Source organism: Hoylesella pleuritidis (genome assembly GCF_963541955.1).
GTDB lineage: Bacteria > Bacteroidota > Bacteroidia > Bacteroidales > Bacteroidaceae > Prevotella > Prevotella pleuritidis.
Window position 1 is genome coordinate 120,331 of record NZ_CAUTUT010000002.1, and the last position, 18,548, is coordinate 138,878.

The window sequence follows — 18,548 nt, forward strand, 5'->3', positions numbered from 1 at the left end:
CGTTATTTTTTACGTAATAAAGGATAAATTATCGACAACAGAGACTGGGTGCACAGCCGAACGCGAAAGCTAAAACGACAACCAAAAAGCCCAACATCAGCAAGGTAGTATAAACTAAACCGATCGTCTTCCAACGGTCGAACCAAACCTTTCCATTGATTCCCAAGGTCTGCATTGCACTCCAAAAGCCATGCGAAAGATGAAACCAAAGGGCTGCTAACCATACAACATAGAGCACGACGTACACCGGATTGCTGAATGTTTCCTGAATATATGCAAAGCCATCAGACGGACTGAAGCGTGTGGGAAGATGCAAAAGTTCGGCAAACATCATATTATACCAAAAGTTAAAGATATGCAACAACAGGCCCAACACAATGATCAAGCCCAGCACAAGCATATTTCTTGACGCCCACTCTACCTTAGGACTCCAGTCGGTAACGGCATAACGCTCCACACCACGTGCCCTACGGTTCTGCGCTGTCAAGATAAATGCATAGACAATGTGAATCACTGTGAGTGCACCCAGGCCCACTGTAGCAACGACGGCATACCAGTTGGCACCCAGAAATTCACAAATCAAATTGTAAGCACTACCCGAAAAGAGTGCCACTACGTTCATCGACATATGAAATGTCAGGAATAAGACAAGCGCAATGCCGGTTACCGACATTATGACTTTCCTACCGATAGATGAATTAATTAACCACATAAATGATTGATTTTTAATTATTTAATTGTTATTTTTTGATTTTTCAACTTCATATCTTTAACATTCTAATACACTTTTTGAGTGAAACAATACCTACTTATAAGTATGTTTCACCCTCGATTTGCTTGCAAAAATACTATATTTTAGTGATTAATCAAAAGTTTTTCACTAAAAATCAAATTAAAATTCTTACTTTTGCGGAAAAAAGAAAGAAGTAAGGATTTAAGTGAGTGGAAAGAGATTGCAAACCGACGGATAAGAATTTCCCAAACAGTTGATAACAAACGAAAAAAGCAGCAACCGAAAAGGGTGTAACACTTAACTTAAAAACTCAAGAACTCAGAAACTTACAGTGTATGCAATTCAAATATGATGTCCTCGTCATCGGGGGCGGACACGCTGGGTGCGAAGCTGCTTCAGCAGCAGCAAAACTTGGTGCCGAGACCAGTCTGATTACGATGGATATGAACAAAATAGCCCAAATGAGTTGTAATCCAGCCGTAGGCGGGATTGCAAAAGGGCAGATTGTACGTGAAATCGATGCCCTTGGTGGACAAATGGGACTGATAACCGATGCCACGGCAATACAGTTTCGGATGCTCAACCGCGGTAAAGGGCCAGCAGTTTGGAGTCCACGTGCCCAGTGCGATCGTGCAAAATTCATTTTAGAATGGCGTAAAAGGCTCGATGAGATCGACCATTTAAGCATTTGGCAAGACCAAGCAGACGAGTTAATCGTTGAAAACGGCGAGGCCGTCGGCGTGCGAACAGTATGGGGTACAGAGCTTCGTGCCAAGAGCATTATCGTTACCGCAGGTACGTTTCTCAACGGATTGATGCACATCGGACGCTATCAGATTCCCGGCGGACGGTGTTCCGAACCCGCAGTTTACCATTTCAGCGAAAGTATCTCACGTCACGGCATTCGCGTTTCACGAATGAAGACAGGCACACCGGTACGCATCGACGCCCGAAGCGTACATTTCGAAGATATGGAAAGACAAGACGGCGAGACCGATTTTCACCGATTCAGTTATATAGGTGAACATCGAACATTGAAGCAATTACCGTGTTGGATCTGTTATACAACCGAAGAATCACACACCGTCCTTCGTCAGGGACTCGCCGATTCACCCCTTTTCAACGGTCAGATACAGAGTGCGGGCCCCAGATATTGCCCTTCCATCGAGACAAAACTCGTTACTTTCCCTGACAAAAACCAACACCTATTATTCTTGGAGCCCGAAGGCGAAGACACAAACGAGATGTATCTCAACGGATTTTCATCGAGTATGCCGATGGAAATACAGCTAAATGCCCTCCATCGAATACCAGCTCTGCGCGAAGCAAAGATTTATCGGGCCGGTTATGCTATCGAATACGATTATTTCGATCCGACACAATTAAAGCAAACATTAGAATCCAAGGTAATAAAAGGCTTGTTCTTGGCTGGCCAAATCAACGGAACTACCGGTTACGAAGAAGCCGGTGGGCAAGGACTTGTAGCCGGAATCAATGCCGCTCTGCACTGTACCGGCAACCAAACATTCACGATGAATCGGGACGAAAGCTACATCGGAGTACTCATCGACGACCTGACAACAAAGGGTGTAGATGAACCTTACAGGATGTTTACATCCCGGGCAGAATATAGAATACTGTTAAGACAAGACGATGCAGACGCCCGACTTACCGAGAGAGCTTATCATTTAGGTTTGGCCGACCGCAATCGCTATGATCAGTGGATACAAAAGAAAGCGGCAATTGCGCGAATTGTAGATTTCTGCAATACCACATCGGTGAAACCAAAAGATATAAACACCAGCTTAGAAGCCATCGGAACCACCCCACTTCACGAAGGTTGCAAAGTAGCTGATCTCATTGCACGCCCACAAATCACACTGAACAACTTGTCGGAAGCCATTCCCGAATTAAAAGCTTTGATAGAATCTGCTCCTGATCGATGTGCAGAAATTGCTGAAGCTGCCGAAATCAAGATGAAGTATAAAGGTTATATCGAGCGCGAAAGACTGATTGCCGACAAGATGCACCGTCTTGAAGACATCAAAATTAAAGATAGATTCGACTACGAAAAACTGCACGAGATTTCCACAGAAGGCCGCCAAAAGCTTGCAAGAATCAATCCGGAGACACTCGCGCAAGCCAGTCGCATCCCCGGAGTATCACCGAGCGACATCAACGTATTACTCGTTTTACTCCACCGATAATCGTTTCACGTGAAACAAAGAACAGCTAAACAAACTCATAAAGTATTGAAAATGAACAACAAACTATTGTTAGACCATCTGAGATGTGTACCAGATTGGCCGAAGAAAGGCGTCAATTTCAGAGACGTTACAACGTTATTCAAGAACCCCGAATGCCTCAAAGAGATTACTGAAGAGATGTATGACTTGTACAAAGATAAGGGTATTACTAAGATTGTTGGCATCGAAAGCCGAGGCTTTGTGATGTCATCGGCTTTGGCATTAAAGCTGAACGCCGGTATCATTCTATGCCGAAAACCTGGCAAATTACCGTGTGAGACAGTGCAAGAAAGCTATGCCAAGGAATACGGAAAAGACACGATTGAGATTCATAAAGACGCAATCGATGAAAACGACATTATTCTTTTACACGACGACTTGCTGGCAACGGGCGGAACAATGAAAGCCGCCTACGACCTCGTTAAGAAGTTTCACCCTAAAAAAGTGTACGCAAACTTCATCATCGAATTGGTAAATGAAGGAATGAACGGACGCGAAGCATTCAACAATGAACTTGAAATCTCAAGCCTCATTAAGATATAAGAGAAGCAAGAGAGATAACGCTCTGAAAATCAGCAGCTTCTAAACCTCTTGCGAAAAGCCGTTAAACGCACTGCAATTAACGGCTTTTCGCAGTGCATTTAACGGTTAAATGCAACGTATTTAACCGTTAATTACAATACAAGAAACAGTTAAACGCAAAACGCTTTCAATAAGTCTAAATTCCGACCAACAACCAAAGTCAAACTAACCATTATCATCCAGCAGATACAACTGTCGTTCCACGTGAAACAAAACGACATAAACGTACTTTAAATAAAAGAGATTACGAATGACGAAAGAAGAAAATGAGAAGCGCCTTTCCTACTTAAAGAGCATCGTTTCGACAATGCCCGAAAAGCCTGGTAGCTATCAGTTTTATGACGATAGCCACACAATTATCTATGTAGGAAAAGCAAAACATTTGAAGCGTCGTGTCGCATCATATTTCCATAAAGAAGTAGACCGATTCAAGACAAAGGTTCTCGTCAGTAAGATTCGGGATATATCTTACACCGTTGTCAATACCGAAGAAGACGCACTTTTATTGGAAAACAGTCTTATTAAGAAGTATAACCCACGTTATAACGTGCTGCTGAAAGACGGAAAGACTTATCCCAGTATCTGTATCACGAACGAAACATTCCCCCGAATACTAAAAACACGCACGATAGACAGACGTTTCGGTACTTACTTCGGCCCTTACAGCAACCTTTCGAGTATGTATGCCATATTGGAACTCATCAACAAACTCTATAAGCCCCGCACCTGCCACCACCCTATCGAACTTGGAGGCATTGTACAAGGAAAATACAAAGCCTGCTTAGAATACCACATTCAAAACTGCGATGCACCGTGTATCAACAAGATTTCTTATAAAGAATACCAGGAAAATATTGCCCAAGCACGGGAGATTCTAAAAGGAAACACACGCAAAGTAAGCCAAATAATCTATGCAATGATGCAGGAGAAAGCCGCCGAATTAAAGTTCGAAGAGGCAGAAGTGTTGAAGAAGAAATACTTATTAATCAACAAATTCTGCGCCAAGAGCGAGGTTGTAAGCCATACAATCGATGATGTCGACGTGTTCACAATCATCAACGACGACAGCCATAAGAACGCTTTCATCAATTATATACACGTTAAAAACGGCACGATCAACCAGAGTTTCACTTTTGAGTATAAGCGAAAACTACACGAAACAGATACCGACCTATTGATTACTGCGGTTACAAATATCCGCGAAAGATTTCAAAGCACGGCCAAAGAGGTTATCGTTCCTTTCGAGATGGAGTGGAAATTGAAAGACGCCGAATTCTTCATTCCTAAACGGGGAGACAAGAAACGCCTTTTAGAACTCTCTGAAATGAATGGTAAGCAATATAAATTCGACCGACTGAAACAGGCAGAAAAGCTCAATCCCGAGCAAAAATCAACGCGTTTAATGAAAGAGTTGCAAGACAAATTGAAGCTGCCCAAACTCCCTTATCAAATAGAATGCTTTGACAACTCGAACATATCAGGCAGTGATGCGGTTGCGGGCTGTATCGTGTTCAAGGCAATGAAGCCATCGAAAAAAGACTACCGAAAATACAATATCAAGACAGTCACGGGCCCAGACGACTATGCTTCAATGCAGGAAGTAGTACGACGACGTTACAAGCGAATGCTGAACGAAAGACAACGGCTGCCAGATCTCATCATCACTGACGGTGGAAAGGGGCAAATGGACGTTGTTCGGCAGGTCGTAGAGGATGAATTGGGAATGAATATACCCATTGCCGGTTTAGCCAAAGACGACCGACACCGCACCAACGAACTGCTTTACGGATGGCCACCGAATGTCATCGGATTGAGCACAAAATCGGAGTTGTTCCACATTCTGTCTCAAATCCAAGACGAAGTTCACCGCTATGCCATCACTTTTCATCGCGATAAACGCAGCAAACGCGCCCTTCACAGCGAGTTGGACGATATCCGCGGCATCGGCCCTAAGAGCAAAGAGGCGCTCATCAAGGCATTAAAGACCGTCCAAAACATTAAAAACACTGATATTCAGAGGCTTACATCAATCATTGGAAAGGTGCGAGCGGAAATCGTATTCACATATTTTCATCCTTAAATTTGGAGCTTTCCACAAATTTAAATACCTTTGTAAAATGAGACTTGTGATACAAAGGGTGAGCCGAGCATCGGTTACTATCAACGGGAAAGTCAAATCATCAATAGAAAAAGGACTGTTGGTGCTCGTGGGAATAGCTCCGAAAGATTCGGCCGAAGACGCGGAATGGTTAGCAAAAAAGACCGCTTCCCTACGCATTTTCGATGATGAACAGGGTGTGATGAACCGTTCCATACAAGATATCGGAGGTGAAATCCTCATTGTAAGTCAGTTTACACTGATGGGCGATTGCCGCAAGGGGAATCGTCCCTCATGGATAAACGCAGCACCACACAGCATTGCCATTCCCCTTTATGAGGCCTTTTGCGAACGACTTTCTGCACTATTGGGCAAGCCGGTAGGTACCGGTGAGTTTGGCGCCAATATGCAAGTGGAACTCGTCAACGATGGACCTGTGACGATAGTGATGGAAAGGCCCCTCCCCATCCCTACCCCGTAGGGAGAAAGTTATTCGCAAATCGAGTAAGAAAGAGGAAGTAGTAAGGAGGTAAGGAGCTTACAGTAAAGGAGTTAGAAGGAAATAATAAAAAGGCAAAGAGCTTATGACAAGCGAGGAAGAAGTATCTCATTAAACACCAAAAGATAATGATGGACATAGAAAAAGACAGTGAATATACACGCAATAAAGGCTCCCTCCCTACGGGGGAGGAACGGAGAGGGGCTCTCGCTGAGGATTGGCGAGCTCCCCTCTCTTTATCATCCGCTCAACGCCTTGTAGATGAATGGATCAAGACTTACGGTGTGCGCTATTTTTCGGAACTGACAAATATGGCATGCTTAACCGAAGAAGTGGGCGAATTGGCACGTATTATGGCCCGCACTTATGGCGATCAGAGCTTTAAAAAGGGTGAGAGTCACGACCTCGGAGACGAAATGGCAGACGTGCTTTGGGTGCTGCTCTGCCTTGCAAACCAGACCGGTGTTGACCTAACCGAAGCCTTTCGGAAAAACCTCGAAAAGAAAACCGCACGCGATAAAACACGACATCACAATAACAATAAATTGAAATAAGTATGGCAATAACACCAAAAATCGAGCCCGCTCATCACCACCATCACCACGATGAGCCACAGAAAAGCAAATATGAACAGGTTCTCGACAAGTATAACACAGACATTAACGACGACGAAATGCGCACGGCCGTGCAGCAAATTATTGCTGAAAAGGTGCACGAAAACGACAATTTAGAGACAAAAAAATTCCTTTTCGGCAGCATTGAACTCACAACGCTCAAGACAACAGACTCTGATGAGAGTGTGATGGCATTCGCCGAGCGTGTCAATCAGTTTGATGCCGCCTATCCAAATCTGCCCCACGTGGCCACGATCTGCGTTTACCCGTGTTTTGCTTCGATTGTAAGCGAGACATTGGAAGTAGACGGTGTGGAGATCGCTTGCGTCTCGGGGAGTTTTCCTTCATCGCAGGCGCTCATCGAAATAAAGATTGCCGAGACGGCATTAGCCGTGAAAGACGGAGCCACGGAGATTGATATCGTGATGCCGGTAGGCAAGTTTCTCAGCGGCGATTACGAAGGCGTGTGCGACGATATCAGCGAGTTGAAGCAGACGTGTGGCACTGCTGCAATGAAGGTTATCCTCGAAACGGGTTGCCTCCGCAATGCTTCAGACATCAAAAAAGCCTCCATTTTATCGATGTATGCAGGTGCCGACTACATCAAAACATCAACAGGCAAGGAGAAAATTGCTGCTACACCCGAGGCCGCTTACGTGATGTGCCAAGCCATCAAGGAGTATTACGACGAGACGGGAATACAGATCGGCTTCAAGCCCGCAGGCGGAATTAACAGTGTGATGGATGCACTCACCTATTACACAATCGTAAAAGAAGTGCTCGGCGACAAATGGTTGACCAATAAGTGGTTCCGTTTGGGCACGAGTCGGTTGGCTAATCTCCTGCTGAGTGAGATCGAAGGAGAAGAGATTAAGTTCTTTTAAAAAGGGGAGAAGTGAAAAGGTGAAAGGGTGGAAAAGTGAAAAGAGATTTCAGCCAATGCCCTTTTGCAATGCAATTAACCGTTAGTTACAGTGCGTTTAACGGTTAGTTATACTGCAATTAACGGTTAATCGCACACCGATTAACGGCTTTTTAGAATACAACTAATGGTTAGTTACAATCTCTTTCCACTTTTCCACCCTTTCACTTTTTCACCTTCCTTCCCCCTTTCAAACGTTTCTGTCAATAATAAAGTCGACATATGCCGTGAGTGCCGACTTGATTCCGGGATCTGAAACGTACGTATCGATAAACGCCATTGCCGATTTTCGATACTCGTTCATCCGCTGTTCGGCATATTCGATACCGCCGTTAGTCTTAGTGAAAGCCACCAAACGGGCGATTTCATCGGTGTTTATCTCACGTGTTTTCACTTTTCGGGCCAGCGACATCATCGTCTCGTCGCCCGCAGAACGCAGTGCATAAATGACAGGAAGCGTCAACTTACCCTCTGCCATATCGTTACCCGTAGGCTTGCCGATGGCCGTCGAGTCGTAATAATCAAATATATCGTCGCGAATTTGGAAGATAATCCCGATGTCGCTACCGAACTTTTCGGCCGCCGCCACATTCTTTTCACTGGTTCCGACAGATAAAGCACCAACGGCAGCACAGGCTTCAAAGAGAGCCGCTGTCTTCTGTTCGATCACTCGGAAATATACTTCCTCGGAGATTTCTTGACTCTGAATGTTCGTCAGTTGCAGTATTTCGCCGTTCGAAAGCGTGCGCCCCAGCTCTGCCAAACGGCGAACGATGACCTCACTGTGCGTGAACGACACATAAAGCAAGGCCGTAGAGAGAATGTAATCGCCCACAAGCACGGCCACCTTGTTATTATATGTCGCATTGACCGAGGCCTGACCGCGCCGCTCACCACTCTCATCCACCACGTCGTCGTGCACCAGGCTGGCCGTGTGAAGCAGTTCCAGCCCCACCGAAGCGTTCTGAGTGGCATCGTTGATAGTGCCGAACGCCTTTGCTGCCAGCAGTATCAGCATCGGCCGCATACGCTTTCCGGCTCGATGACGAATGTGTTCGAGCACTTGCGAAAGCAGTCCGTCGCTGTGCGAAAGCGACGTATCAAAGAGCCGGATAAAGTCGTCGAGCTCCGGTGTTATCGGTTTTTTGATGCGTGACAAATAATCCATTGGTGATCGAAATTTGTCACAAAATTACTGCTTTTATCGCGATTTGTGGCATTTTTTTATTACTTTTACACGGTCAAAGCAAAAGATTTATGGACAGACTCTTCCTTTTAGACGCTTACGCATTAATCTACCGATCTTACTATGCGTTTATTCGCAACCCGCGAATTAATTCAAAAGGCCTCAACACTTCGGCTATAATGGGATTCTGCAACACGCTGAACGAGGTGTTGACAAAGGAAAATCCCACCCACATCGGCGTGGCTTTCGACCACGGATTGACGTTTCGCAACGAGGCATTCCCTGCTTATAAGGCGCAGCGAGAGGCTACTCCCGAAGACATCAAGATTTCAGTGCCCATCATCAAAGATATTCTGGCGGCCTATCGCATACCTATTCTGCAAACAGAAGGCTTCGAAGCCGACGACATTATCGGTACATTGGCCGTGAAAGCAGGTGCCGACGGCATCGAAACTTATATGCTCACGCCTGACAAAGACTATGGACAGCTGGTGAGAGACAATGTTTTTATCTTCCGCCCTATGCACGGCGGAGGTTACGAAACGATGGGAGTAGACGAAGTAAAAACCAAATACGGCATTGCATCTCCGGCTCAGGTAATTGATCTTTTGGCACTGATGGGCGACTCGGCAGACAACTTTCCGGGCTGTCCCGGCATCGGAGAGAAGACGGCTGTCAAGTTAATCGGCGAATTTGGAACTGTCGACGAGCTGCTGAAACATACAGATCAGCTTAAAGGAGCAATGAAAACAAAAGTAGAAGAACACGTAGACGATATTCGAATGTCGAAGTTCCTCGCCACGATTCGCACCGACGTACCCATCGATCTTAACCTCGACGAATTGCAACTTACCGAACCCGACAATGAAAAACTGCGCGAACTGTTTACCGAATTAGAGTTTAAGAGCTTCGCAGATCGCATCTTGAATAAACGTAAAAACAATAAAACGCCTGTTAACGGACAGCTGGATCTGTTCGGCGTAAACACGACCGAGCATGCAGGTGAGCCTGAAAACGAGAGTTTTGAGAGCTTAAAAACAGTCCCGCACGAATACAAACTCGTTGAAGATCAACACGAAATGCAGCGCATTTGTGACTTTTTCAGGACAAAACAGATATTAAGTTTAGACACGGAAACCACTTCTACTAACCCGATTGACGCCGAATTGGTGGGCTTGAGCTTTTCGGTCGAAGAACGAAAGGCCTTTTATGTGCCTGTTCCAAACAACAGTGAAGAGGCTCAAAAGATTGTTAATATCTTCAAACCGCTATATGAAGACCCGTCAATTGTTAAAGTAGGGCAAAACATTAAGTATGATTTAGAGGTGTTGCAACATTATGACGTAGAGCTCAAAGGCCAGCTTTTCGATACGATGATAGCGCATTACCTCATCCAACCGGAACTTCGCCACAATATGGATTATATGGCCGAAGTGTATCTCCGATATCGAACCATCCACATAGACGAACTCATCGGGCCCCGCGGAAAGAATCAACGCAGTATGCGCGAGCTGTCGCCCGAAGCCGTTTATGAATACGCTGCGGAGGATGCCGACATCACTTTGCAACTGAAAAACGTATTGGAACCGAAACTGAAAGAGCTTGGTGTAGAAGAGCTTTTCTATGAAATAGAGATGCCTTTGGTTCCAGTCTTGGCCGAAATGGAGATGAACGGCGTGTGTATAGACACTCAGGCGCTGCGCGAAACATCCGAAACACTCAACCGACGGATGCACGAACTGGAACTCAGAATTTATGAATTGGCCGGCAAAACATTCAACATCGCTTCGCCGAAACAGGTGGGCGATATCCTGTTCGGTGAAATGAAGATCATCGAAAAGGCCAAACGAACGAAGACTGGACAGTATGTCACGAGTGAAGAAGTACTTCAACAACTTCGTGGCAAGCACGAAATCGTGGCCGATATACTTGATCACCGCGGGCTGAAAAAGCTCCTCGGCACTTATGTCGACGCCCTTCCGAAACTCATCAATCCCCGAACAGGCCACATACACACATCTTTTAACCAAACAGTTACGGCCACTGGGCGTCTCTCTTCAAGTGACCCCAACCTGCAAAACATACCTGTTCGCGGCGAGGATGGCAAGGAAATACGCAAGTGTTTCATACCGGACGCGGGCTGCGAGTTCTTTTCCGCCGATTACAGTCAGATCGAATTGCGCGTGATGGCGCATCTGAGCGAGGACGAAAATATGCTCGAAGCCTTTCGCGAAGGCTATGATATTCACGCTGCAACGGCTGCAAAGATCTATCACGAAACGATGGATAGCGTGACACGCGACCAACGGACGAAAGCCAAACGGGCCAATTTCGGCATCATTTACGGCATCACTGTCTTCGGACTTGCAGAGCGTTTGGACATCGATCGGGCAGAAGCCAAACAGTTAATAGACGGTTATTTCGAGACGTATCCGCGTGTGCGCGACTATATGGAGCGGTCGAAAGAGTCGGCTCGAATGTGCGGTTATGCCGAGACTGTTTTCCATCGGCGTCGCTATCTGCCCGACATCAACAGTCACAATGCCACCGTTCGCGGTTTTGCCGAGCGTAATGCCATCAACGCTCCGATACAAGGTAGTGCAGCAGACATCATCAAAGTGGCGATGGTTCGCATCTACCAGCGTTTCAAACGTGAGGGAATCCACTCTAAAATGATTCTTCAAGTGCACGATGAATTGAACTTCAGTGTGCTGCCCGATGAACATTCGCAGGTAGAAAAGATTGTGATGGAAGAGATGCAAGCTGCTTATCCCCTCTCCGTTCCCCTCATTGCAGACGGCGGTTGGGGCAAGAACTGGTTGGAAGCGCATTGAATATAAATGGCAAATAGACAATGGAAGAGCAAAATAATATCACCATTTATAAAACTAAAGATGGCAAATCTTCTATCGCTCTTTATGCAAAAGATGGCAATGTTTGTCTGAATCAACAGCAAATTGCACAACTTTTTGCCACCTCAAAGCAAACAATCAGCTATCACATAGTTAATATTCTGAAAGACAAAGAGTTGAAAGAAGAATCAGTTGTCAAGTATTTTTTGACAACTGCAGATGATAACAAGCAATATAAAATCATTTACTACTCCTTGGAAATGATATTAGCCATCGGGTATCGAGTACGAGGAATACGTGGAATTCAATTTCGCTAATGGGCAACACAGCATCTCTCGGAATACCTAATAAAAGGTTTCACGATGGATGATGAGCGCTTAAAGAATCCCAATGGATATCCCGATTACTTCGATGAACTGTTAGAACACATCCGAGATATTAAAGCTTCGAAAAAAAGATTCTATCAAAAACTACGGGATTTATTCAAATTGAGTTCAGATTACGACACATATCAAAAGGCAACTCAGATGTTCTTTGCTGAAACTCAGAATAAATTGTTATATGCAGTTACCCATCATACAGCAACAGAACTTATCGCATCACATGCCAATTCATCAAAACCCAATATGGGATTGACTTCTTGGAAGGGAACTATCGTACGTCTTCAAGACATTATGATAGCTAAAAATTATTTGGGAAAAGACGAAATTGACACGCTGAATCGACTCGTGACAATCTTCCTTGAAACAGCAGAACTAAGAATAAAAGAGCGAAAGAGTTTAACGTTAGATTATTGGCGAAATAATGTCAACAACTTACTTAATTTCCAAAATATGGATATCCTATCAGGAAAAGGAACCATATCAAACAACCAAATGGAACTTTTCGTAAAAAAAGTATATGAAAAATTCGATCAAAAAAGAAAAGAAAGCGAAGCAAAAGAAGCTGATCTTGATGAATTGAAAGCATTAGAAGACTTAGAAAAAAGAATTAAAAAGCGAAATAATAATTAGTTTGCCAGTTCCTGAGATGTTCGATTTCACGAACAAAAAACAGACAACCTCATACTCAGTAACCATCCACACCTTACACGGACGATAACGATTCTATTCCTACTAATTCTTCTCTGTCAATTCACAAATCATTTTCAATGATGCAAGAAGTATCTAACCGCTACTCAGAAAGCGTTACTTACCCGCCGTTTAACGGTTAGTTGTACTGCAATTAACGGTTAATCGCACAGTTAAGTAACGGTTAATCGCACACCGTTTAATGCTTAAATACACATCCATTAAATATCAATTGCTCCACCAATAGATATTTATTTGATAATCAATAATTTGCAGCGGTAGTCTTTTTTGCGTTCATCCGCGTAGCGGATGATACAGAGTCATTCACGCTCTGTATTTACGTGGGAATCAACCAAATACAATCCGTTTTGTGAGGAGCGACTCATCATAAAACGGATTATAGCTTTTCGAAAGATAATTAACCATTAGCCGGAATATGACTCGTATATATATGATTTTCGATGATATAATAGGTGTAGCCTGATTTTAGCTTTGGACTGTTTCGGCAGGACCTTTTCACCCTTTCACTTTCTCACTTTTTCACCTTTAAAAATATTCTTGTGGCGTTCAATACGGCTAAAAGGGCGACGCCACTGTCGGCAAATACGGCCTCCCATAGTGTGGCAACGCCTAATAAGCCGAGACACATCACGAGGAGTTTGATGCCGATGGCCAAGGCGATATTCTGATAAACGATGGTGCGGGTGCGGCGACTCAGACGGAGCGCTTCAGCTACTTTCGACGGTTCATCAGTTTGAATGATTATGTCGGCGGTCTCAATCGCAACGTCAGAACCCATTGCGCCCATCGCCATTCCTACACTGCTGAGAGCCAAAACAGGTGCATCGTTGATGCCGTCACCAACAAATGCCACCGTCATTCCGCGCTGTTCCAACTGTTCGATGTAGTTGACCTTATCCTGTGGAAGCAAATTGCCTTGGCCGTTATCAATGCCGAGAGCGGCTGAAACCTCGTCGACCATAGCCTGACGGTCGCCCGAAAGGATATCGATTCGTTTCACGCCTGCTTCACGCAAAGCATCGACGGCTGCACGGGCATCGGCTTTCGGCATATCGGCCAACTCAATATGCCCTCGAAACTCGCCGTTGCAAGCACAGAGAATAACCGTCCCCGAGAGGCCGTTCACAGTTGTGGGATATGCCACTTGGTGTTTGTCGAGCAGCCGTTGGGTACCGATAAGCCATGCTTTGCCGTCGACCGTTCCCTCGATACCGTGTCCGGCAATGTCTTTTATCGTGGCCCGGCGATCCGAATGGCGCCCATTCACGATGGCTTTGGCAATGGGATGATTGCTGTTTTGTTCGATGGCGACGATCGATTGCAAGTCGTCGTCAGTTAATCCGACCGTCTTCTGCAAAGTGAATGCGCCCGAAGTGAGTGTCCCGGTCTTGTCGAACACGACAGTATCTACGCGTGTCATTGCATCGAGATAGTTGCCTCCTTTGAACAAAATACCGCGTTTGGAACCTGCGCCGATGCCTCCGAAATAGGTCAGCGGTATGCTGATGACCAATGCGCAGGGGCAAGAGATGACCAGAAAGACTAATGCCCGGCGGAACCATTCGCTGAAAACGTAATGAAAACCGCCGTCAATCGTGGTGTAAATCCACGGTAACAGCACGGTGAGAACAGCCAAGGCGATGACTGTCGGTGTGTAAACGTGGGCGAATTTGCGGATGAATAATTCGGTGGGCGATTTGCGTTCGGCTGCCTCTTCCACCATTTTCAGGATACGCGAAATGGCCGATTCGCTTGCGGGTCGCAGTACGCAGAGTTGCACCACACGGTCGGTGGGAATCATTCCGGCCAATACTTCTGCTCCGGATGTAATGTTTCGGGGGGCCGATTCGCCCGTGAGAGCAGCGGTGTTGAAGGCAGCTGAAGCCTCACTCCAGCCCTCTCCTAAGGGAGAGGGGGCGCATAGCGTTCCGTCTAACGGCACTCGTTCGCCTGCTCTTACTTCTATAATGTCGCCCACTTTCACGTCATCGGGATCGGTTTCGACAGTGGTTGCACCGATGTTTGGGCTTTCTTCGGCAATAGGAAGATGGTTCGTCACGCGGCGCACTTTCGTCGGGCGCAGTTTAATTAGTGCCTCGATATTGTCTCGTGCGCGGTCGACCGCCCGATCCTGAAAGGCTTCGCCGATGCAGTAAAGCAGCATTACGGCTACGGCTTCGGGGTACTCACCGATGGCAAAGGCGCCTATTGTGGCTATGGTCATCAGCATAAACTCGCTGAAAATATCGCCTTTTACGGCCCATTCCCACGCCTCGCGGACGACGGGTAAGGCCACAAAGGCGTAGGCTACACCATAAAATACCAACCGTGTGGGCGTATTTTGAAACCACGTAGCATCCCATTCTTGCAGTAATAGGCCTGTAATAAGCATTGCGGCTGCCGTTATAATCTTTCCAACAGGTAGTTTTTCTTCTCCGTGATCGTGTTCCATTATTTTATCTTTTGATTGTTTTCTGCCTGCAAAGGTAAAACAATTCGGGTGCAACTCGGTTGCAATATAATACCGACGAACGGCAGAAGGTTTTTTCGTCGGAACTTATATGCTTCTGCTGTCGTAAATAATTGGTTATTAAGAAGATACAAACTCGATTGCGATTAGCCGTTAAATGCCGTGCAATTAACGGTTAAACGCACGGTGAATAACGGTTAATTGCACGACAAGTAACGGTTAATTGGAAACGGCTTTATTATAAGTAAGACATAGCCTCACCCTTTTCCCCGTGATGTCTTTTCACTTTAAAGTGATCGAAACCTTTACCGTAAACGCCCATTACGGCGCTTTGCGTGACGAAAGCGTTGGGGTCTATGTCGTCGATCATTCGATAAAGAAGGCCTGCTTCGCGCTGTTTGGTGACCACGATCAGTACTTTCAGGTTGTTGCCCGAGTAGTAACCGTGGGCGTCTATAACCGTACATCCGCGATGAGGAGGGTCTGCTGTGATGCGCTCGCATATCTCATCGTAACGCTCGGAGATAATAAGAAACTGCACAGAACGGCGTCCTGAGTTGACGACTTGGTCTAAAACGAAAGCCGTAATGATGAGTACGACATAACCATAGATGACTTGTTCCCAACTGTGCAGTGCTACATAGCTGAACGTTACGATGATCATATCGCAGAGAAGAACCACTCGTCCGAGCGAGATGTCACGATATTTGTTGACGATTGCGGCCACAATGTCCGAGCCTCCGGTGCTTCCGTTGAACGAGAGTCCGTATCCGATGCCCACTCCGCAGAATACTGCACCGATGATACTGGCCATAAATGGTTGGTCGGTCAGTATCGTGGGGTGAGGGAAAAGATTGCGAAACGCGGCCACGAACATCGTGAGCAACACCACGCCATAAATCGTTTTGATGCAGAATTTAAGGCCTAACACCCTTAAAGCGATGATCAACAGTACTGCGTTTACTGAGAAAAAGGTAACCTGAACAGGCACCTTTGCACCCCAGAACAGAATCGAAGAGAGTCCTGCTACACCGCCGGTGCTGATGTTGTTAGGCAAAAGAAAGATGGTCCAACCAATGCAATAGGAAAGCATTCCGATGGCAATCATCACATAATCCATTATTTCTCGATAGAGCGCTTTGCGTGTGATATGTTTCATCTTATTGTCTAAAATGGTTTTTGTCGATACAAAGGTAGATGAACTTTGCAACATTTCAAAATATAAACAGTGAAAAATTGAGACACTCAAGTCGGCGATTTATCAGGGAATTTCGCTATCTTTGCAGTCCAAAGGAATGCCAAACAGAACAATGAACGACGACTTCGATATCAGAGATGAACGTATTTCGCCGGCCGAACGCGACTTCGAGAACGCACTGAGACCGCCTAAATTCGCCGACTTCAGCGGTCAGACGAAAGTGGTGGAGAATTTAGAGGTGTTCGTAGAAGCTGCTAAATACCGCGGCGAACCGCTCGATCACACACTCCTTCACGGGCCGCCGGGCTTGGGAAAGACTACACTGAGCAATATCATTGCCAATGAATTGGGTGTGGGATTCAAGTTAACGAGCGGTCCGGTGCTTGATAAGCCGGGCGATTTAGCGGGTATTCTCACCTCGCTTGATGCTAACGACGTGCTGTTTATCGATGAAATCCATCGTCTTTCGCCTGTTGTCGAAGAGTATCTTTACTCTGCAATGGAAGACTTTCGCATTGATATAATGATCGATAAGGGACCTTCGGCACGGTCGATACAAATTGATCTCAATCCGTTTACGCTCATTGGAGCCACCACTCGCAGCGGTTTGCTCACGGCTCCGTTGCGTGCCCGTTTCGGCATTAACTTGCATTTGGAATATTACGAGCCCGAAGTACTGGCGCGAATCATTAAGCGTTCGGCTTCGATTCTGAATGTTCCGATAGACAATGAGGCTGCTATTGAACTCGCACGACGCTCTCGCGGTACGCCCCGAATTGCCAATGCGTTGCTCCGCAGAGTGCGAGACTTTGCACAAGTAAAGGGCGATGGGCGTATCGATACAACCATATCGCGTCTCTCTCTCACGGCTTTGAATATCGATCAGTATGGTTTAGATGAGATAGATAATAAGATTCTGCTCACGATTATCGATAAATTTAAAGGCGGTCCGGTGGGAGTCTCGACCATTGCGACAGCTATCGGCGAAGACAGCGGTACTGTGGAAGAGGTTTATGAGCCGTTCCTCATTATGGAGGGATTCATCAAACGAACGCCCCGCGGCCGTGTGGCAACCGAGCTTGCGTATCAACATTTCGGCCGAAATATATTTAACAGCACCGCGAGACATCCTGGATTGTTTGACGAATAAAAATATGAAGACAGGCCTTTTTATAGGAAGTTTTGACCCGTTCACTATTGGGCACGATGCCGTTGTGCGTCGGGCGTTGCCGTTGTTCGATCGAATTGTCATTGGAGTAGGGGTCAATGAGCGTAAGAAATATATGTACAGCCCTGACGTAAGGGTGAAAAGCATTGCCGAACTCTATGCCGCCGAGTCTCGAATAGAGGTCAAAGCCTATAACGATTTGGCTGTGGAGTTTGCACATCGAGAGGGTGCTTGGTTCATCATTAAAGGTGTCCGGAGCATCAAAGACTTTGAATACGAGCGTGAACAAGCCGATATCAATCGGCAGATCGGCGGTATAGACACCATCCTTTTCTATGCAGAACCGAAGATGGAAAGTATCAGCTCGACAATGATTCGTGAACTGATACACTTCGGAAAAGATGTAAGTGAATTCTTACCAATGAAGAAATGATTACATATAACAGTGAAAACATCAAAATGCCGAGGCTGAAACGGCGCGAGACTTCGGTTTGGATAGAGACCGTTGCAGCTACTTACGACCGTCGGATAGGTGAAATCGGCTATATGTTTGTAGACGATGAGAAGATACTTGAAATCAATCGGGAGTATCTCGGACACGATTATTATACCGATATCATTACTTTTGATTATGATGAAAGAGATGTTCTCAATGGTGATATCGTGATAAGTGTCGACACGGTGCGCAGCAATGCCGAGCAGTTCGGCAAGTCGTTCGACGACGAGTTGCACCGGGTCATCATCCACGGCATTCTTCATCTCTGCGGCATTAACGATAAAGGTCCCGGCGAACGTGAGCTGATGGAAGCCGCAGAAGACAGAGCACTCACACTGCTTAAGCTGCTTTCGGACAAACAATAGATGTTCAGTGGTCTGCCGATGAATTCAA

At 45.9% G+C, this 18,548-nt stretch carries 14 protein-coding genes and 1 pseudogene; 11 read left to right on the forward strand and 4 right to left on the reverse strand.

Annotation, left to right across the window (positions count from 1 at the left end; all coding sequences use genetic code 11):
• Nucleotides 1-28: 28 nt before the first annotated feature.
• On the reverse strand, nucleotides 29-712 hold the full coding sequence (locus RWY97_RS01240; RefSeq protein ID WP_315565039.1) for a succinate dehydrogenase/fumarate reductase cytochrome b subunit: 684 nt from the start codon (nucleotides 710-712) through the stop codon (nucleotides 29-31).
• Between the two features lie 356 nt (nucleotides 713-1,068).
• Between RWY97_RS01240 and mnmG the strand changes: the two genes are divergently transcribed.
• From mnmG to deoC, 6 genes are all read left to right on the forward strand, one after another.
• The gene (gene mnmG / locus RWY97_RS01245) at nucleotides 1,069-2,940 is read left to right on the forward strand and encodes a tRNA uridine-5-carboxymethylaminomethyl(34) synthesis enzyme MnmG (protein WP_315565041.1); all 1,872 of its coding nucleotides are present in this window, start codon (nucleotides 1,069-1,071) and stop codon (nucleotides 2,938-2,940) included.
• 51 nt (nucleotides 2,941-2,991) lie between these two features.
• Nucleotides 2,992-3,522 carry an adenine phosphoribosyltransferase gene (locus RWY97_RS01250; protein ID WP_314078212.1) on the forward strand — a complete coding sequence of 177 codons (531 nt, stop codon included), beginning with the start codon at nucleotides 2,992-2,994 and terminating at the stop codon, nucleotides 3,520-3,522.
• 289 nt (nucleotides 3,523-3,811) lie between these two features.
• Nucleotides 3,812-5,641 carry an excinuclease ABC subunit UvrC gene (gene uvrC, locus RWY97_RS01255; protein ID WP_021584928.1) on the forward strand — a complete coding sequence of 610 codons (1,830 nt, stop codon included), beginning with the start codon at nucleotides 3,812-3,814 and terminating at the stop codon, nucleotides 5,639-5,641.
• Between the two features lie 37 nt (nucleotides 5,642-5,678).
• Nucleotides 5,679-6,140: a D-aminoacyl-tRNA deacylase gene (gene dtd, locus RWY97_RS01260; protein WP_273175074.1), complete on the forward strand. Its 462-nt coding sequence runs from the start codon at nucleotides 5,679-5,681 to the stop codon at nucleotides 6,138-6,140.
• 287 nt (nucleotides 6,141-6,427) lie between these two features.
• On the forward strand, nucleotides 6,428-6,712 hold the full coding sequence (locus tag RWY97_RS01265; RefSeq protein ID WP_315565107.1) for a nucleotide pyrophosphohydrolase: 285 nt from the start codon (nucleotides 6,428-6,430) through the stop codon (nucleotides 6,710-6,712).
• A 2-nt stretch (nucleotides 6,713-6,714) separates the two neighbouring features.
• Nucleotides 6,715-7,656 carry a deoxyribose-phosphate aldolase gene (deoC, locus tag RWY97_RS01270; RefSeq protein ID WP_315565044.1) on the forward strand — a complete coding sequence of 314 codons (942 nt, stop codon included), beginning with the start codon at nucleotides 6,715-6,717 and terminating at the stop codon, nucleotides 7,654-7,656.
• 228 nt (nucleotides 7,657-7,884) lie between these two features.
• Here deoC and RWY97_RS01275 read toward each other — a convergent pair whose 3' ends face one another.
• Nucleotides 7,885-8,862, reverse strand: coding sequence for a polyprenyl synthetase family protein (locus RWY97_RS01275; RefSeq protein WP_315565046.1), 978 nt, complete (start codon nucleotides 8,860-8,862; stop codon nucleotides 7,885-7,887).
• Between the two features lie 89 nt (nucleotides 8,863-8,951).
• Between RWY97_RS01275 and polA the strand changes: the two genes are divergently transcribed.
• Both polA and RWY97_RS01285 read left to right on the forward strand, forming a co-directional pair.
• Nucleotides 8,952-11,714 carry a DNA polymerase I gene (polA, locus tag RWY97_RS01280; protein ID WP_315565048.1) on the forward strand — a complete coding sequence of 921 codons (2,763 nt, stop codon included), beginning with the start codon at nucleotides 8,952-8,954 and terminating at the stop codon, nucleotides 11,712-11,714.
• A gap of 20 nt (nucleotides 11,715-11,734) precedes the next feature.
• Nucleotides 11,735-12,745: pseudogene (locus RWY97_RS01285) on the forward strand (virulence RhuM family protein).
• 589 nt (nucleotides 12,746-13,334) lie between these two features.
• Here RWY97_RS01285 and RWY97_RS01290 read toward each other — a convergent pair.
• Nucleotides 13,335-15,275 (reverse strand): heavy metal translocating P-type ATPase, encoded by a 1,941-nt coding sequence (locus tag RWY97_RS01290; RefSeq protein WP_315565050.1) that lies wholly within the window; start codon nucleotides 15,273-15,275, stop codon nucleotides 13,335-13,337.
• Between the two features lie 256 nt (nucleotides 15,276-15,531).
• Nucleotides 15,532-16,452: a YitT family protein gene (locus tag RWY97_RS01295; protein ID WP_315565052.1), complete on the reverse strand. Its 921-nt coding sequence runs from the start codon at nucleotides 16,450-16,452 to the stop codon at nucleotides 15,532-15,534.
• 151 nt (nucleotides 16,453-16,603) lie between these two features.
• Between RWY97_RS01295 and ruvB the strand changes: the two genes are divergently transcribed.
• Genes ruvB through ybeY form a run of 3 tightly spaced genes read left to right on the forward strand, consistent with a single transcriptional unit; the run spans nucleotide 16,604 to nucleotide 18,520 of the window.
• On the forward strand, nucleotides 16,604-17,641 hold the full coding sequence (ruvB, locus tag RWY97_RS01300) for a Holliday junction branch migration DNA helicase RuvB (protein ID WP_314739115.1): 1,038 nt from the start codon (nucleotides 16,604-16,606) through the stop codon (nucleotides 17,639-17,641).
• Nucleotides 17,642-17,645: 4 nt separating this feature from the next.
• Nucleotides 17,646-18,092 (forward strand): pantetheine-phosphate adenylyltransferase, encoded by a 447-nt coding sequence (gene coaD, locus RWY97_RS01305; RefSeq protein ID WP_315565054.1) that lies wholly within the window; start codon nucleotides 17,646-17,648, stop codon nucleotides 18,090-18,092.
• Nucleotides 18,089-18,520 carry an rRNA maturation RNase YbeY gene (gene ybeY, locus RWY97_RS01310; RefSeq protein WP_315565055.1) on the forward strand — a complete coding sequence of 144 codons (432 nt, stop codon included), beginning with the start codon at nucleotides 18,089-18,091 and terminating at the stop codon, nucleotides 18,518-18,520. The genes coaD and ybeY overlap by 4 nt, the downstream gene beginning before the upstream one ends.
• Nucleotides 18,521-18,548: the final 28 nt, after the last annotated feature.